The 13,435-nt window shown below is 75.3% G+C and carries 12 protein-coding genes; 5 read left to right on the forward strand and 7 right to left on the reverse strand.

Features of this window, described 5'->3' with window-relative positions:
- The first annotated feature begins 556 nt into the window (after positions 1-556).
- Complete coding sequence (locus PUR56_RS24580; RefSeq protein ID WP_329950483.1) at positions 557-2,473, forward strand: SMI1/KNR4 family protein; 1,917 nt, start codon at positions 557-559, stop codon at positions 2,471-2,473.
- On the opposite strand, the gene PUR56_RS24585 is transcribed toward PUR56_RS24580, so the two are convergent.
- From PUR56_RS24585 to PUR56_RS24595, 3 genes are all read right to left on the reverse strand, one after another.
- Positions 2,425-3,021, reverse strand: coding sequence for a GNAT family N-acetyltransferase (locus PUR56_RS24585; protein ID WP_329950484.1), 597 nt, complete (start codon positions 3,019-3,021; stop codon positions 2,425-2,427). The two genes, PUR56_RS24580 and PUR56_RS24585, sit on opposite strands and share 49 nt — an antisense overlap.
- 125 nt (positions 3,022-3,146) lie before the next feature.
- Positions 3,147-4,160 carry an ABC transporter substrate-binding protein gene (locus PUR56_RS24590; RefSeq protein ID WP_329950485.1) on the reverse strand — a complete coding sequence of 338 codons (1,014 nt, stop codon included), beginning with the start codon at positions 4,158-4,160 and terminating at the stop codon, positions 3,147-3,149.
- A 192-nt stretch (positions 4,161-4,352) separates the two neighbouring features.
- Positions 4,353-5,129 (reverse strand): MerR family transcriptional regulator, encoded by a 777-nt coding sequence (locus PUR56_RS24595; RefSeq protein ID WP_329880567.1) that lies wholly within the window; start codon positions 5,127-5,129, stop codon positions 4,353-4,355.
- Between the two features lie 216 nt (positions 5,130-5,345).
- On the opposite strand from PUR56_RS24595, the gene PUR56_RS24600 reads away from it, so the two are divergent.
- From PUR56_RS24600 to PUR56_RS24610, 3 genes are read left to right on the forward strand one after another with little or no spacing between them, the layout of a single operon-like run.
- Entirely contained in the window at positions 5,346-6,995 is a 1,650-nt protein-coding gene (locus tag PUR56_RS24600) for a flavin-containing monooxygenase (RefSeq protein WP_329950486.1), read from the forward strand.
- Entirely contained in the window at positions 6,992-8,017 is a 1,026-nt protein-coding gene (locus PUR56_RS24605; RefSeq protein WP_329950487.1) for an alpha/beta fold hydrolase, read from the forward strand. Before PUR56_RS24600 ends, PUR56_RS24605 begins: the two co-directional genes overlap by 4 nt.
- On the forward strand, positions 8,014-8,907 hold the full coding sequence (locus PUR56_RS24610) for an SDR family oxidoreductase (protein ID WP_329950488.1): 894 nt from the start codon (positions 8,014-8,016) through the stop codon (positions 8,905-8,907). Before PUR56_RS24605 ends, PUR56_RS24610 begins: the two co-directional genes overlap by 4 nt.
- A 55-nt stretch (positions 8,908-8,962) precedes the next feature.
- Here PUR56_RS24610 and PUR56_RS24615 read toward each other — a convergent pair whose 3' ends face one another.
- The 4 genes from PUR56_RS24615 to PUR56_RS24630 all read right to left on the reverse strand — a co-directional run bounded on the left by PUR56_RS24615 (position 8,963) and on the right by PUR56_RS24630 (position 12,389).
- Entirely contained in the window at positions 8,963-10,162 is a 1,200-nt protein-coding gene (locus PUR56_RS24615) for a serine hydrolase domain-containing protein (protein ID WP_329950489.1), read from the reverse strand.
- Positions 10,163-10,167: 5 nt separating this feature from the next.
- Positions 10,168-11,106, reverse strand: coding sequence for a DUF6895 family protein (locus PUR56_RS24620; protein ID WP_329880562.1), 939 nt, complete (start codon positions 11,104-11,106; stop codon positions 10,168-10,170).
- Positions 11,103-11,963 (reverse strand): hypothetical protein, encoded by an 861-nt coding sequence (locus PUR56_RS24625; protein ID WP_329880561.1) that lies wholly within the window; start codon positions 11,961-11,963, stop codon positions 11,103-11,105. The genes PUR56_RS24620 and PUR56_RS24625 overlap by 4 nt, the downstream gene beginning before the upstream one ends.
- 225 nt (positions 11,964-12,188) lie before the next feature.
- Entirely contained in the window at positions 12,189-12,389 is a 201-nt protein-coding gene (locus PUR56_RS24630; protein WP_329880560.1) for a hypothetical protein, read from the reverse strand.
- Positions 12,390-12,571: 182 nt separating this feature from the next.
- On the opposite strand from PUR56_RS24630, the gene PUR56_RS24635 reads away from it, so the two are divergent.
- Positions 12,572-13,348, forward strand: a complete 777-nt coding sequence (locus tag PUR56_RS24635; protein WP_329950490.1) for an SDR family NAD(P)-dependent oxidoreductase — start codon at positions 12,572-12,574, stop codon at positions 13,346-13,348.
- Positions 13,349-13,435: the final 87 nt, after the last annotated feature.

A 13,435-nucleotide genomic window follows, 5' to 3' on the forward strand; every position in this document is an offset into this window, starting at 1 on the left:
GGAAGGCGTGCGGGGCGTCGGCCAGCGCTGCGAGCCGGGCGTCCCGCCAGACCGGCCAGTCGGCAGGGTCGGCGGGGGTGAGGATGCGGAGATCGGCCATGGTGGCAGTCTGACCGCCGGAGGCGGGGCGGTCCACGGTGCGGGGGTGTGTCGAGGGCCGTGGTCGGAGCCGGTCGTGGGGCCCCCGCCGGAGCGCGACGGCCTCGGCCCCGACCGGCCGGTGGTGGGGTCGTGGACGGCCGGCCCGACCCGTACGAGGCGGTGACCGAAGGAAGAACTCCTGGTGCGGTAGCGGTGCGGGAGCCTCCGGCCGGTCCTGCGCGGAGCGGCCGGTCGCTGCTGCTGAGGGCCCCCGATCCGCGGCGGTCGACGGCGAACCGGACCCGTCGTGCCGGGCGGTACCGGTCGGGGCCGTCGTTGTCGGCGCGCCGGTCGGCCGCCAGGTTCCCGGGGAAGCCGTCGGCCGCGTCGGCGCGGACGGGTGCGGAGGGCTGCCGGACGGGACCGTTCCCGGCGTCCAAGGGATCTGTCGGTGGTGCGTGCAAGGATCGCGACCATGACCGAGCAGACCTTCGACTGGCGGCTCTTCCTCACCCGTTGGAGCGAGGAGTGGGCCGACGTGCACACCGACCCGACGGGCCGTCAGCCCGGCGGGGAGGACGCCGGGCGCCCGCACCGGCTGGGCTTCGACCCGGCGCCGGAGGAGCGCATCGCGGCGATGGAGGAGGAGCTGGGCTGCGCGCTGCCGCCGTCGTACCGGGAGTTCCTCGCCGTCAGCGACGGGTGGCGGCACGCGGGGGGCTTCGTCTACCGCCTCGCCGGCACCGACGAGGCGCGCTGGCACCTGGACGGCCACGCGATCAGCGAGTACTGGGGGGAGGACGGGCTGGCGGGGATGTGGGAGCGTGCCCTCCAACTGGACGTCGAGTCCGACCTGGTGCTCGTCCTGCTCGATCCGGAGGACCGGGACGCCGACGGGGAGTGGGCGGCGTACTCCTTCGCCTCGTGGCGGGCGGCCCCGCCGGAGCGGTTCGGCTCGTTCCGCGCGTTCATGGAGGCGATGTACCGGGAGTTCCACCGGTCCGCGACGAGTGACCACGGCGAGGCGTTCCGCAACGCCACCACCCGTGAGCAGGACGCCCGGGTCGAGGCGGCTCGGCTGGACGCGCTGGCCGGGGCGTCCGAACGGGCGGAGGCGGCGCTGGCCGAGGCCGCCGAGTTCGGTCGGCCGCGCGCCGTCGGGCTGTACGGCCAGCTGCGCCGGCTCCGGGGACCGTCGGGCCACGGGGCGTTCGGCGCGCTGCCGCACGATTCCCGGCTCCTCGGTGAGGTGGTGGCGGTCCTCGCGGCCGACCATGTGCGGTCGGGCCGCGACGACGCGTCCTGGGGGCGCCTGACCGGGATCCTCGCCGAGGGCCTGCGGGGCGAAGCCGACGCGGTGCTCCGGCAGGTCCGGGAGCGCACCTTCCGCTACACCGCGCCCGGTCCGTTCGGCGAGGCCGTCGAGCGAGCGCGGGAACAGGCCCGCTGGGGCGGGACGGAGGCCGCCTGGCGGACGCTGCGCGCGGCACTGCCGCAGTGGACGCCGGTCGCGCCGGACCACCTCGCGCCCGTCGGGCTGCTCGCCGACCCGCTGCTCGGACCGCTGCTCACCCCGGAGCGCGGTCACGAGCTCCTGGGCGTACCGAGGGGCGGCGCAGCCGTACCCCGGCCGACGCCGGTCGCGGCAGCGGACGGGCCGGACGGGGCGGACCTGCCGGAGGAGGCCGACGGGCTCGCCTGGCTGGCGGCGGAGCCGACGTCGGGCGGGCGTCCCGAGCCCTACCGCTTCGTGCTGGTCGAGGGCGTCGCGCCGGACGCGCTGCCCGTCGTCGTCGCCGCGGACGAGGCCGCTCGGCTCGATCCGCCGACGAGCCGCCGGGAGCCCGCCGTCCGTCGACCGGCGGGCGGCGGGTTCGTGGCGTTGGACGGGTCGGAGCCCGCCGTGGTCGGCCGCGCGGGTGACGCCGCCACTCCCTGGAGCTTCGCCTTCGACCTGCGACCGTCCCGGTTCGACGTGGATCGCTTCACCTCCCCGGCCGCAGCCGTCTCGGGCCGGACCGGGGGGCGCGTGGTCGCGGTCTTCGTCGCGCCGCAGGAGCGGTTCTTCCACCTGTCGGTGGCCGGGGGCGGGGAGGAGCGTTACGCGTTCACCGCCCGGGGGACGGCCGTCGACCGCACCGGGCGGGAGGCGGTCCCGGCGGCGCTCGACCCGGACGGGCACTTCGGTCCGGACCGGCACGGGCGGCAGGGCGAGTGCGAGGTCCTCGCCGCCCTCGCCGTCGAGTTCGGTGTGAGCCTGCCCCGGTTCGCCCTCACCGAGGGGCGGCTGCACACCTTCGCCAACCCGTCCTGGGCGCCCCCGCCGCCGGGGCCGGGCGAGCCCTACCTCACGGTGGCGCTCCTCGAACCCCGGTCGTCGGAGGCGCCCTGACGGCGCCGTTCCTCCCACTCGGCCCGGAGCATGCCGAACAGCAGCCGGTCGTACCGCTCGCCGCCCAGCAGCACCGCACCGCGGCGGCGTCCCTCCTCGCGGAAGCCGAGGCGGGTGAACGACCGGGCGGCGCGCTCGTTGCCGCTCCAGGTGTCCAGCTCCATCCGGTGCAGCGGGTAGGCACCGAACAGGTGGTCCACCAGCAGCCCCAGCGCCTCCGAGCCGTACCCGCGTCCCCAGAACTCCTGTTCACCGATGGCGATCCCGACCTCGGCGACCCCCTCGTACGGGTCGAGGCCCCGGTAGTCGACCAGGCCGATGGCACGGCCACCGGCCGTCTCCTCGACGGTGAACATGGCGGCCTCGCGCGGGTTCAGCCGCAGGATCCGGCCGAAGCGGTCCGCCAGCGCCTCGGCGGTGGTCGGCCCGAACAGCGGGTCCCCGGCCGCCGCCCAGCGCACCACCTCCGGGTCGTTGCGCCACCGGAGCTGGTGCTCCGCGTCCTCCGCGCGCAGGGCGCGCAGCCTTACGGCCTTACCTTCGATCATGATCGGATGGTAGGCCCGTAAGGCTGCGCGGACACCCTGGTTTTCGCAGCCGTTCGTCGACCGTCGCAGCCCTGGTCCCACGCCCGGTGCGGGGCCCCGGGGCCGCAGCCGCACGGACGGCCTCGTCAGGCCGTCAGGCTCCGGCGGATCTGGTCGAGGACCAGGCCCGCGCCGGTGTAGCCGATGCCGAGCATCCACAGGTTGTCGTCGACCTGGTAGACCTTCCCGTTGCGCACCGCGGCGAGGCCGCTCCAGAGCGAACCCGAGACGATCTTCCCGTGGTCGGACTTGGCCTGGTCCCCGTAGACGGAGTAGAAGATGACGTCGGCCGCCGCCTTGTCGACCTGTTCGGGGCTGATCTCGATCGAGAAGCCGGGCTTGTCCTGGTCGGCGGGGCGGCCGACGCCGATGTCCTTGAACAGCGAGCCGACGAAGGTGTCGTTGAGGTAGAGCCGGGTGGGGGCGCCGGCCAGGAAGCGCGCCATCGCGACCTTGAGCGCGGCTGCCTTCGTCGGGCCGCCGAGCGCGGTGACCAGCTCGCGCACCTTCGTCCGGTAGCTCTCCTCCACGGCGGAGGCCTCCGCCTGCCGGCCGAGTGCTTCGGCGTGCAGCCGGGCGTTCTCCTTCCACGCGGGGCCGGTGGTCGCGCTCAGCACGGTCGGTGCGATCTTGGACAGCTCGTCGTAGCGCTTGTCGTCGCGGACCTGGTTGCTGAGGATGAGGTCGGGCCGCAGGGCGACGATCGCCTCCAGGTTGGGCGCGCCGATGGTGCCGACGGTCCTGACGCCGGTCAGCCGGTCGGCGGGCAGGTAGGCGGAGAGCGGCGCGCCGGCGGCCACGGTGGTGGCGCCGACCGGGGTGAGGCCGAGGGTGACGACCGAGTCGAGGGCGTCGGTGTCCAGCACGACGACGCGGGCGGCACGGGCCGGGACGGTGCTCTCGCCGCGCGCGTGCCGGACGACCCGGGGAGCGCCGCCCGACGGGCCGGAGGCGCTCGGCCCGGCCGGTCCGGGCGACGGGCCGGTTCCGCCCCCGCCGGACCCGCCGCCCCCGCCGGATCCACAGGCCGCGAGGGCGAGTCCGGAGGCGAGGGCGAACAGGGAGCGGCGGGGGAGGGAGCGAGCGGCGGCATCGGGCATCGGGCGACTCCGTTCCGGCAGGCGGCGAGGCGCCCCATCCCTGCCCGGGGAAGCGGTTCGCTACGCCGCCGGAGGGTCACGTCCGGTGACGGAGGGCGCACGGCGGGCGCGCTGCGGGAGGATCGAGGGCGGACGGCGCTCGGACGGCGCTCGGGCGGCGGTCGGACGCCGGCGCGCGGAACCCGCAGGCCGTCAGTCGTCCTCCTGCTTCTCCAGCCGCTGCCGCAGCAGCCCCTCGTACTCGGCGTGCACCCGCCGGTCCATCGCGAGCGCGAACTGGGCGTCGGTGACCGTCCGGGCCAGCGGGCGGATCCGGAGGATCTGTTCGGTCAGCCGGGCGGCCTCGCCCGGAGGCAGTGGCGCTTCGTCGGTGAGTGCGCCCAGGAAGTGCTCGCGGACCAGCGAGGTGAAGATCTCGGCTATCGCGGTCACGTGCTCCTGGGTCCGCCGGCTGGACTCCAGGACGACGGAGAGCGGTACGCCCTCCGCGACCAGGGCCGTCGTGGCGTCCATCAGCCGCCGGCTGACGTGGGTGATCCCGTCCTCCCGGACGGTGACGAATCCCTGGGCGACGGCCTCGGCGGTGTTCTCCTCGGTGAGCTGGTCCCCGAAGGCCGCCCCCAGTTCGTCCCAGCCGAGGTGCACCGGCGCCTCGTCCGACCAGGGGGCGACGATGGCCGCCTCCAGGCCGATCAGCTCGGCCACGTCGCGGCCGCTCTCCCCGGCGCCGATCAGTTCGGCGATGCCACCCAGGGTGTGGCCGCGCTCCAGCAGCTCGGCGATCATGCGCAGGCGGGCCAGGTGGGTCTCCCCGTACCAGGCGATCCGGCCCTCCCGGCGCGGCGGCTGGAGGAGCTTGCGCTCCCGGTAGAAGCGCAGGGTGCGGGTGGTGATGCCGGCGGCCTTGGCGAGTTCCTCCACCCGGAACTCGCGTTGTCTGTCCTCGGCGGCTGCGCTGACCTTGTCCACGGCGATCAGCATAGGACGGGCGGTCGCCGAACCGGGACGGTCGCGCTTCTTCCATCAACTGTCAGCAAGGGCTACCCTGCCAATCGTGCCAGTGATTGCTGGCATGGTTGGCTCGATCGGCGCCCGAGGTCCGCGTGGAACGACCGACGCGACCCGGCGCCCCGCCGAGCAGTGGCAGCACGTACCCTCACGGCCCCACTCCCAGGAGGACGCCGCATGGCATCCAGCAGCAAGCGCCCCCGCCCCGGTGCGACCGGTGCGACCGGCGCGACCGGTGCGACCGGTGCGACCGACGAGGCAGGTGTGACCGCCGAGACCGGCGTGACCGACGGGGCCGGCCCGGTCGAGGAGTCCCCCGTCCCCCACGTCCGCGTCGCCGTCATCGGGTCGGGCTTCGGGGGCCTCGGCGCCGGCGTCCGGCTGCGCCGTGCCGGCATCACCGACTTCGTCATCCTGGAGCGCGCCGACTCGGTCGGCGGGACGTGGCGCGACAACAGCTACCCCGGCTGCGCCTGCGACGTCCCGTCCCACCTCTACTCCTTCTCCTTCGCCCCCAACGCCGAATGGCCGCGCAGCTTCTCCGGCCAGCCGGACATCCGCGCGTACCTGGAGAAGGTCACCGACGTCTTCGGTCTCCGCCCGCACCTGCGGTTCTGCACCGAGGTCACCGAAGCCCGCTGGGACGACGAGCGGGCCCACTGGCGGATCGTCACCACGGCCGGCCGGTGGACCGCCGACGCCGTCGTCGCCGCCGCCGGACCGCTCGCCGACCCGCAGATCCCGGACCTGCCCGGCCTGGACACCTTCCCCGGCAAGGTCTTCCACTCCTCCCGCTGGGACCACGACTACCGGCTCGCCGGGCAGCGCGTCGCGATGGTCGGCACCGGGGCCTCCGCCGCACAGATCATCCCCGCGATCCAGCCGCAGGTCGGCAGCCTGACGGTCTTCCAGCGCACCCCGGCCTGGGTCCTGCCGCGCCGCGACCGCGAGATCACCCGGCTGGAGAAGTGGCTGCACGGCCGGCTGCCGGCCACCGCGAAGCTCCGCCGCGGCGTCCTCTTCGCCCTCCGCGAGGTCCAGGTCGACGCCTTCGTCCGGCGGCCCGGCCTGCTCAAGGTGGTCCAGCGGCTCGCCGAGCGGCACCTCGCCGACGGCGTCGCCGACCCCGCCCTGCGCGCCAGGCTCACCCCCGACTACCGGATCGGCTGCAAGCGCATCCTGCTCAGCAACACCTACTACCCGGCGCTCGCCGCGGCCAACACCGAGGTGGTCTCCTCCGGACTCGGCGAGGTGCGCGGATCGACCCTGGTCGCGGCGGACGGCAGCGAGCACGAGGTGGACGCCATCGTCTTCGGCACCGGCTTCCACGTCACCGACATCCCCGTGGCGGCCCGGGTGTTCGGCGCCGCCGGCACCAGCCTGGCCGACGAGTGGAAGGACGGGGCGGAGGCGCTGCGCGGCTCCACCGTCCACGGCTTCCCGAACCTCTTCTTCGTCATCGGCCCCAACACCGGTCTCGGCAACAGCTCGATGATCCTGATGATCGAGTCCCAGCTCAACTACCTGATCGACGCGTTGACCACGCTCCGCTCGACCGGTGCCGCCGCCATGCAGCCGACCGCCCGGGCCCAGCGCCGCTGGAACCTCGAACTCCAGCACCGGATGGACCGCACCGTGTGGACCACCGGCGGTTGCCGCAGCTGGTACCTGGACAAGAGCGGCAGGAACACGGTGCTCTGGCCCGCCTCCACCAGCTCCTTCCGCCGCGCGACCCGCCGGGTCGACCTCACCGAGTACGAGCTGATCCACCGCCGCGACGCCGCCGGCGGCACGACCACCACCGAGGCCGAGGAGGTCCTGGTATGAGCCGCCCGACGATTCCCGCCGACTGCGTGCCGCCCGCCCCGACGGAGGAGGTGGACGTCCGCTCGGCCGACGGCACCCGGCTGCACGTCGAGGTGTACGGACAGCCCGGTGCGCCCACCGTCGTGCTCGCCCACGGCTGGACCTGCTCGACCCGCTTCTGGGCCCCGGTGATCCACCGGCTCGCGGACCGGTACCGGGTCGTCGCCTACGACCAGCGCGGCCACGGCCGCAGCGAGGTCCCGCCCAGCAGGGCCCGCTACTCCACCCGCGCGCTCGCCGAGGACCTCTCCGCCGTGCTCGACCGGACCGTCCCGGCGGGGGAGCGTGCCGTCCTGGCCGGCCACAGCATGGGCGGCATGACCGTGATGGCCGCCGCCGGCCGGCCCGAGGTCGCCGAGCGGACGGCCGCCGCCGTACTGATCTCGACCGGCTCGTCCGACCTGGTCGCCGATCTGCGCGTCGTCCCGGACGCGGTGCGCTCCCCGGGGCTGCGGCGCTTCCTGCACCGCCGGATCCTGCGCTCCCGGCTGCCGCTCGGGCCGATCGGTCCGGTCACCCGGGCCGGCCTCAAGTACGGCACAATGGGCGCCGGTTCGCCCGCCGACCGGGTCGAGGTGACGGCCCGGATCGTGCACGCCTGCCCGACCGCGGTCCGGGCCAACTGGGCCCTGGTGCTGGACCGGCTGGACGTCCGTGCCGGACTGGCCCGGCTCACCGTGCCGACGGCGGTCGTGGTCGGCACCGACGACCGCCTCACCCCGCCGGTGCACGCGCACCGGATCGTCGCCGCGCTCGCCGACCCGCAGGGGCTGCTCCTGCTGCCCGGCGTCGGTCACATGGCGCCGATCGAGCGGCCGGCCGAGGTGGCCGACGAGATCGACCGGCTCGCCGTCGCCCATCTGCCCGGCGCGGCCGCCGGGCGGGCAACCGGCCTGCCCGCCGGGGCCGCTGCGCCCTCCGGGCCCGCCGGCTCCCCGTCCGTCACCGGTACCGCCACCCCTGAGAGGACCGCCGCCGCATGACCGCCACCCCGCCGCTCTCCGCCCAGGTCGCCGTCGTCACCGGAGCCGCCCGAGGTGTGGGCGCCGCCCTCGCCCGCACGCTCGCCCGGCGCGGGGCGAGGGTCGCGCTGGTCGGCCTGGAGCCGGCCGAACTCAAGGCGGTCGCCGCGCAGTGCGGCCCGTCCGCCACCGCCTGGGAGGCCGACGTCACCGACGTCGACGCGCTCACCGAGGTCGCCGGCCGGATCAAGGAGCACTACGGCCGGATCGACACGGTCGTGGCCAACGCCGGCATCGCCATCGGGGGCCCGCTGCTGGACAGCGACCACCGGGCGTTCAGCCGGGTCATCGAGGTGAACCTGCTCGGCAGCGTGGCCACCGCCCGGGCCTTCCTCCCCGCCCTCACCGAGAGCCGCGGCTACCTGCTGCAGATCGCCTCGCTGGCCGCGCTCACTCCGGCGCCGCTGATGAGCGCGTACTGCGCCAGCAAGTCCGGGGTCGAGGCGTTCGCCCACGCGATCCGTGCCGAGGTCGCCCACCAGGGCGTCAAGGTCGGTGTCGGCTACCTGAGCTGGACCGACACGGACATGGTGCGCGGCGCCGACGAGGACGCCGTCCTGCGGCAGATGCGGGACCGCCTGCCGTGGCCGGCCAACAAGACCTACCCGCTCGACCCGGCCGTGGACCGCCTGGTCGCCGGCATCGCCCGGCGTTCCGCGCACGTCTACGCCCAGGCGTGGCTCCGCGGCATGCAGCCGGTCCGCTGGATGCTGCCGGCCCTGATCGCCGCGGTCGGTTCCCGTGACGTCGCGCGCCTCGCCCCGCAGCTCGCGGCCACCGCCGCCTCCCGTCTGCGCCCCGTCGGGGCCGGTGGCGAGGCCGACACGGCGGCCCGGTCCGAGCAGCAGTGACCCCCGTGCCCGCCGTCCGGCCCGGACGGCGGGCACGCAGCGTCCGCGGCCTCGGTCAACCCGTCGGCTCCGCGAGCTGCTTCAGGCTGTCGTAGGCCGCCTGCACGAAGCGCCCGTCGAGCGACGGACCGGTGTTGGTGAGGGCGGCGACCGCCGTCGCGGTCTGGGGGCAGAAGCCGACCAGTGCGGTGAACCCGCGGGTGGCGCCGGAGTGGAACAGGAGGTCGCGCCCGTCCGCGGTCGTCCGGCAGTTCCAGACCAGCCCGAGCCGGTCGGCCGAGCGCGGCAGGCGCAGCCGCGGGCGCCGGACCTCGCGCAGGGCGCGCCCCAACGCGTCGGTTTCCGGGGCGAGGTGGGCGCGGAGGTAGTGCAGCAGGTCGGTGCCGCTGGCGCGGACGGCTCCGGCGCCCGGCAGGCCGGGGATGCGCCAGGGCGGCAGCGGGTGGCCGCGCCGGTGGCCGGTGGCGCGGTGCGGGGCGTCGGGGGAGCAGGTGGTGGCGCGCAGGCCGAGGGGGAGGGAGACGCGGTCGGCGAGCAACTCGGCGTAGCCGGTGCGGCCGGTCTCGGCGAGCAGCCGGCCGAGCAGCCCGACGCCGAAGTTGGAGTAGCCGTACCGCTCACCGGGTCGGTGGCGCACGGTGGTTCGGGCCAGACCGGCGCGCAGCAGCCGTTCGTCGTAGCCGGCGTACGGGTTGGCGGTCCAGGCGGGGAGGGCGGTCGCGAGCAGTCCGGGCGGGAGCCTGGGCAGGCCGGAGGTGTGGGTGGCGAGGTGCAACAACCTGATCGGGCCGCCCCGACGGACTTCGGGCGCCTGCCAGTTCGGCGGGAGGTGCCGCTCCATCGGGTCGTCCAGGGCGAGTTCACCGCGCTCGGCCATCACGGCGAGCAGCAGGGCGGTGAACGTCTTGGTGACGGAGCCGAGTTCGAAGACGGTGTCGGGTGTGCAGGGTTCCCCGTCGACGGCGGTCCGGCCGTGGCAGTGCACGGCGGTCCGGTCTCCGCGCGCCACGGCCAGGGTGACGGCGGTGGCGTGCGGCGCGGCGGCCCGGACGAGCGCGGCGGCCTGCGCGGCGCCCGGACCGTCGGAGCTGTCCTCGCCGTCCGCCGCCTCGCGGCCCCGGGCGTCCGTGACGCCACCGCGGCCGTCCACCGCGCCGGTGCCGGCGGACGGGCCCGGACGGCCTGCCGCCCGCCGGGAGGCCGGGTCCGGGCCTGCCGTCGCGTCCGGGCCTGCCACCGCGTCCGGGCCGGGCATCGCGTTCAGGCCGCGACCGCGGCGCCGCCGAGCGCGCGCGACAGCGTGACGGTACCGGCCACCACCGCGACGACGGCGGTGTGCTCGTGGTCGCGGAAGGCCTGTTCGGGGTCGTCCGAGACCGGTTCGGAGTTGTCGCGCGGGATCAGGCCGTCCTCGCGCTGGACGGCGGCGAGCGCCTCCCAGCCCTGTGCCCCGGTGACCGGTTCGCCGATGCAGGAGTCGACCACGAGCAGTTCCCCGACGAGGTCCCACTGGCCGACCTCCAGCCAGATGTCGACCCAGGCGGGCAGCCAGGCGCGGACGTAGTCGCGCATCGGTTCGGGCAGGTTCTCGGGCCGGGCGCCCCAGTCGGTGATGTGGAAGACGGTGTGGGTGATGTCGTACCCGGTCATCCAGTCGACGGCCCACGGTTCGGGGGTGGCGCCGAGCCAGGTCCCGGCGGCGAGCGCGGCCCAGTCGTCGGGCTGGTTGCGCAGGCCCACGACGCGGCGCGCGTTGGCGACCGCGAGCCGCCGGCTGGGCAGGATCTCGGCGACCTGGACGGCGCGGAGCTTGGCGAGCGACTCCAGCAGCTCGTCCATCGGGGGGTGCCGGTAGCCGGACCTGGCGAAGTGGACGTACGTCTCCAGCGGGTCGGTCATCACCAGGTGGCGCAACTGCCGTTCGTACAGCAGGTTCCCTTCCCGGAGCTGGGCCCAGCCGAAGTCGAGCAGCTCGCGCGCGATCCGTGCGTCGTGCGGGCCGGTGACGCCGTCGCGCAGGACGAGCGAGGCGGCCAGCGCACACTCACCGAGCGGCTTGTAGGCGTTGTTGGGGTCGGCGAGGTCGATGGTGATGTTGTCGGAGAGCTTGCCGAACCCGATCTCGTGGGAGGCGTGCAGCCAGGCCATCGCGCGCGAGCCGATCTGCTGCGCGGTGGAGAGGATCCGGTGGTCGGTCATGGGGTGGCTCCGCTCAGCAGGGCGTCCGCGATGGAGAGTTCGAGCGCGGTGCGGGCGCTGCCGTCGCCGACGACCTGGATCCGTTCCAGGACGGGGGCGATCTCCAGCGGCACCGGCCGGCCGTCGGCGGCGGCCCAGGCGAGCCAGCGGGCCAGCCGCGCGGCGACCCGGTGGTCGCGCCGGAGCATCGAGCGGACGGCCCCGCGGGCGAGGGCGAGGGTGTTCGCGCGGGCCGCGTCGTGGACGGGGCCGTCGAGGTCCGGGAGGGCGAGCGACGAGAGCTGGGCCATCCGGACCGACCAGACCTGCCAGGCGTGGGGTTCCAGCCGCGGGACGCGGTCCGGCTGCGGCGCGGCCAGGTTCACGCCGGGGGCGGCGAGGCGGGCGAGGTCGGCGGTGGACGCCAGGGCCCGGGTGAGCAGGGCTCCGGCCGCCCAGTCCCGCCAGGCGGTGACGACCGCCGTGGCGTCGGGGCCGAGCCCGTCCGGTCCGCCGTCGGGACCGTGTCCGTCGGGACCGTGCCGGGGGGAGGCGGCGGTGCCGGACGGAAGGCCGGGGGAGGGGGGCGCCGACGCGGCGCCCGCGGGGAGTGCGGCGGGCGGGAAGGCGAGGAGGGCCTCGGCCAGGAGCAGGACGGCCTCGTCGTCGGGGCCGGCCGCACCGAGCAGCCGTGGGGCGAGCAGGTCCGGCCCGAGCACCCGGGCGGCGGCGAGGACCGGACGCGGCGCGGTTCCGGTACCGGGATCGGCGAGCGCGACCGCACCCTCGACGCCCCGGAGGGCGTCGAGGGTGCGGCCCGCCAGCCGCTCGACCGCTGCGGCGTACTCGTCGCGGAGCGAGAGATCGGCGGTTGGCATGGTGCGTGATTCTCCTTGAGGGGTGTCGCGGTGTCTCAGGGCTGCGGCGGGCCCGCGTGACGGCGGTGCGTCCCCGTGTCGGTGGCGCGTCCGCGTGTCGGAGGTTCCGCCGGGCCCGGGCTCATGGCCTGCGGCCCCTGCCCGTCGGTTCGCGGCTCCGGTCGGGCCGGTGAGCCGTAGGGTCGGGAGACTCCGCGGGTGGCCCGGGGGGCCGGGTGGTTCCGGCTACCGGGTCTTCTCCTTGGGCTGCTTCGGCGACAGCAGGAGTGCGAGTCCCACCAGCAGCAGCGCAGCGGCTTCGGGACGGTACGTGGGCGCGTCGCTCACGACGGCCTCGTCCTCCACCATCAGCGCACCGAGTGCGTCGAGTTCGGCCCGGGTCGCGAGCGGCGCCGGGGCCCTTCCGGTCAGGTGCTGAGCAAGCATCAGATGTGCCTCCTCATCGGATCTTCACCGCCTGGTCCGGCGGCGCCCCCCTCGAAAGACGATACGAGTGCGAACCATCGGCCGCCACCGCAGTACGCTCCGTGACCGTTTCCGGGAGGGGGGATGCCCGCGCGGCCTGCCGTGGTACCGCCGGGTACCCGTGAGTAGGTACGGTCGGGTGCATGACCACCACTGCCTTGATCACCGGCGCGACCGCCGGCATCGGAGCCGCGTTCGCCCGTCGGCTCGCCCGGAGCGGCTACCGACTCGTCCTGGTGGCCCGGGACACCGAGCGACTGGAACGTTCCGCCGCGGACCTGAGGGGGAGGTTCGGCGTCGAGACGGAGGTGCTCACCGCCGACCTCGCCACCGACGACGGCATCGCGGCCGTCGAGGCCCGGCTCGCCGACCGGGTCCGGCCGGTGGACCTCCTGGTGAACAACGCCGGCTTCGGCAACCGCGGCGCGTTCTCGACCGTGCCGCTCCAGGATGAGCTGGACATGCTGAAGGTGCACGTCGAGGCGATCCTGCGGCTGACCACGGCCGCCCTGCCCGGGATGCGCGAGCGCGGTCGCGGCGCGGTCGTCAACGTCGCCTCGGTGGCGGCCTTCCTCCCGCGCGGCACCTACGGGGCGAGCAAGGCGTGGGTGGTGAGCTTCACGCAGGGGGTGATGCGCGACCTCGGGGGCACCGGCGTGCGGCTGATGGCGCTCTGCCCGGGCTTCACCCGCACCGAGTTCCACGAGCGGGCCGGCATGGGGACGGGGAACATCCCGGCCTGGGGCTGGCTCTCCGCCGAGCGGGTCGTCGACGAGGCCATGCGCGACCTGGCGCGGGGGCGGTCGCTCTCGGTGCCGAGCAAGCGGTACAAGCTGGCGGTCGCGATCGCCCGGGTGCTGCCGTCCGGCAGGCTCGGCGGGGTCTCCTCCAAGGCGGCGCGCACCTATCGCACCACCTGACCGGCGGCGGGGGCGGAGCGGTCGGGCCGCACGTGCGCCGGGTGGAGCAGAGGCCGTCTCACTATTAGCTTTGCTAACTATGAGCCT

Origin of the sequence: Streptomyces sp. BE303 (genome assembly GCF_036290945.1) — a bacterium.
Taxonomy (GTDB): domain Bacteria; phylum Actinomycetota; class Actinomycetes; order Streptomycetales; family Streptomycetaceae; genus Kitasatospora.

Coding starts and splice junctions, on each gene's coding strand:
- PUR56_RS24580 (WP_329950483.1), top strand. CDS start 557: ATGACCGAGCAGACCTTCGACTGGCGGCTCTTCCTCACCCGTTGGAGC.
- PUR56_RS24585 (WP_329950484.1), bottom strand. CDS start 3,021: ATGATCGAAGGTAAGGCCGTAAGGCTGCGCGCCCTGCGCGCGGAGGAC.
- PUR56_RS24590 (WP_329950485.1), bottom strand. CDS start 4,160: ATGCCCGATGCCGCCGCTCGCTCCCTCCCCCGCCGCTCCCTGTTCGCC.
- PUR56_RS24600 (WP_329950486.1), top strand. CDS start 5,346: ATGGCATCCAGCAGCAAGCGCCCCCGCCCCGGTGCGACCGGTGCGACC.
- PUR56_RS24605 (WP_329950487.1), top strand. CDS start 6,992: ATGAGCCGCCCGACGATTCCCGCCGACTGCGTGCCGCCCGCCCCGACG.
- PUR56_RS24610 (WP_329950488.1), top strand. CDS start 8,014: ATGACCGCCACCCCGCCGCTCTCCGCCCAGGTCGCCGTCGTCACCGGA.
- PUR56_RS24615 (WP_329950489.1), bottom strand. CDS start 10,162: ATGCCCGGCCCGGACGCGGTGGCAGGCCCGGACGCGACGGCAGGCCCG.
- PUR56_RS24620 (WP_329880562.1), bottom strand. CDS start 11,106: ATGACCGACCACCGGATCCTCTCCACCGCGCAGCAGATCGGCTCGCGC.
- PUR56_RS24625 (WP_329880561.1), bottom strand. CDS start 11,963: ATGCCAACCGCCGATCTCTCGCTCCGCGACGAGTACGCCGCAGCGGTC.
- PUR56_RS24630 (WP_329880560.1), bottom strand. CDS start 12,389: ATGCTTGCTCAGCACCTGACCGGAAGGGCCCCGGCGCCGCTCGCGACC.
- PUR56_RS24635 (WP_329950490.1), top strand. CDS start 12,572: ATGACCACCACTGCCTTGATCACCGGCGCGACCGCCGGCATCGGAGCC.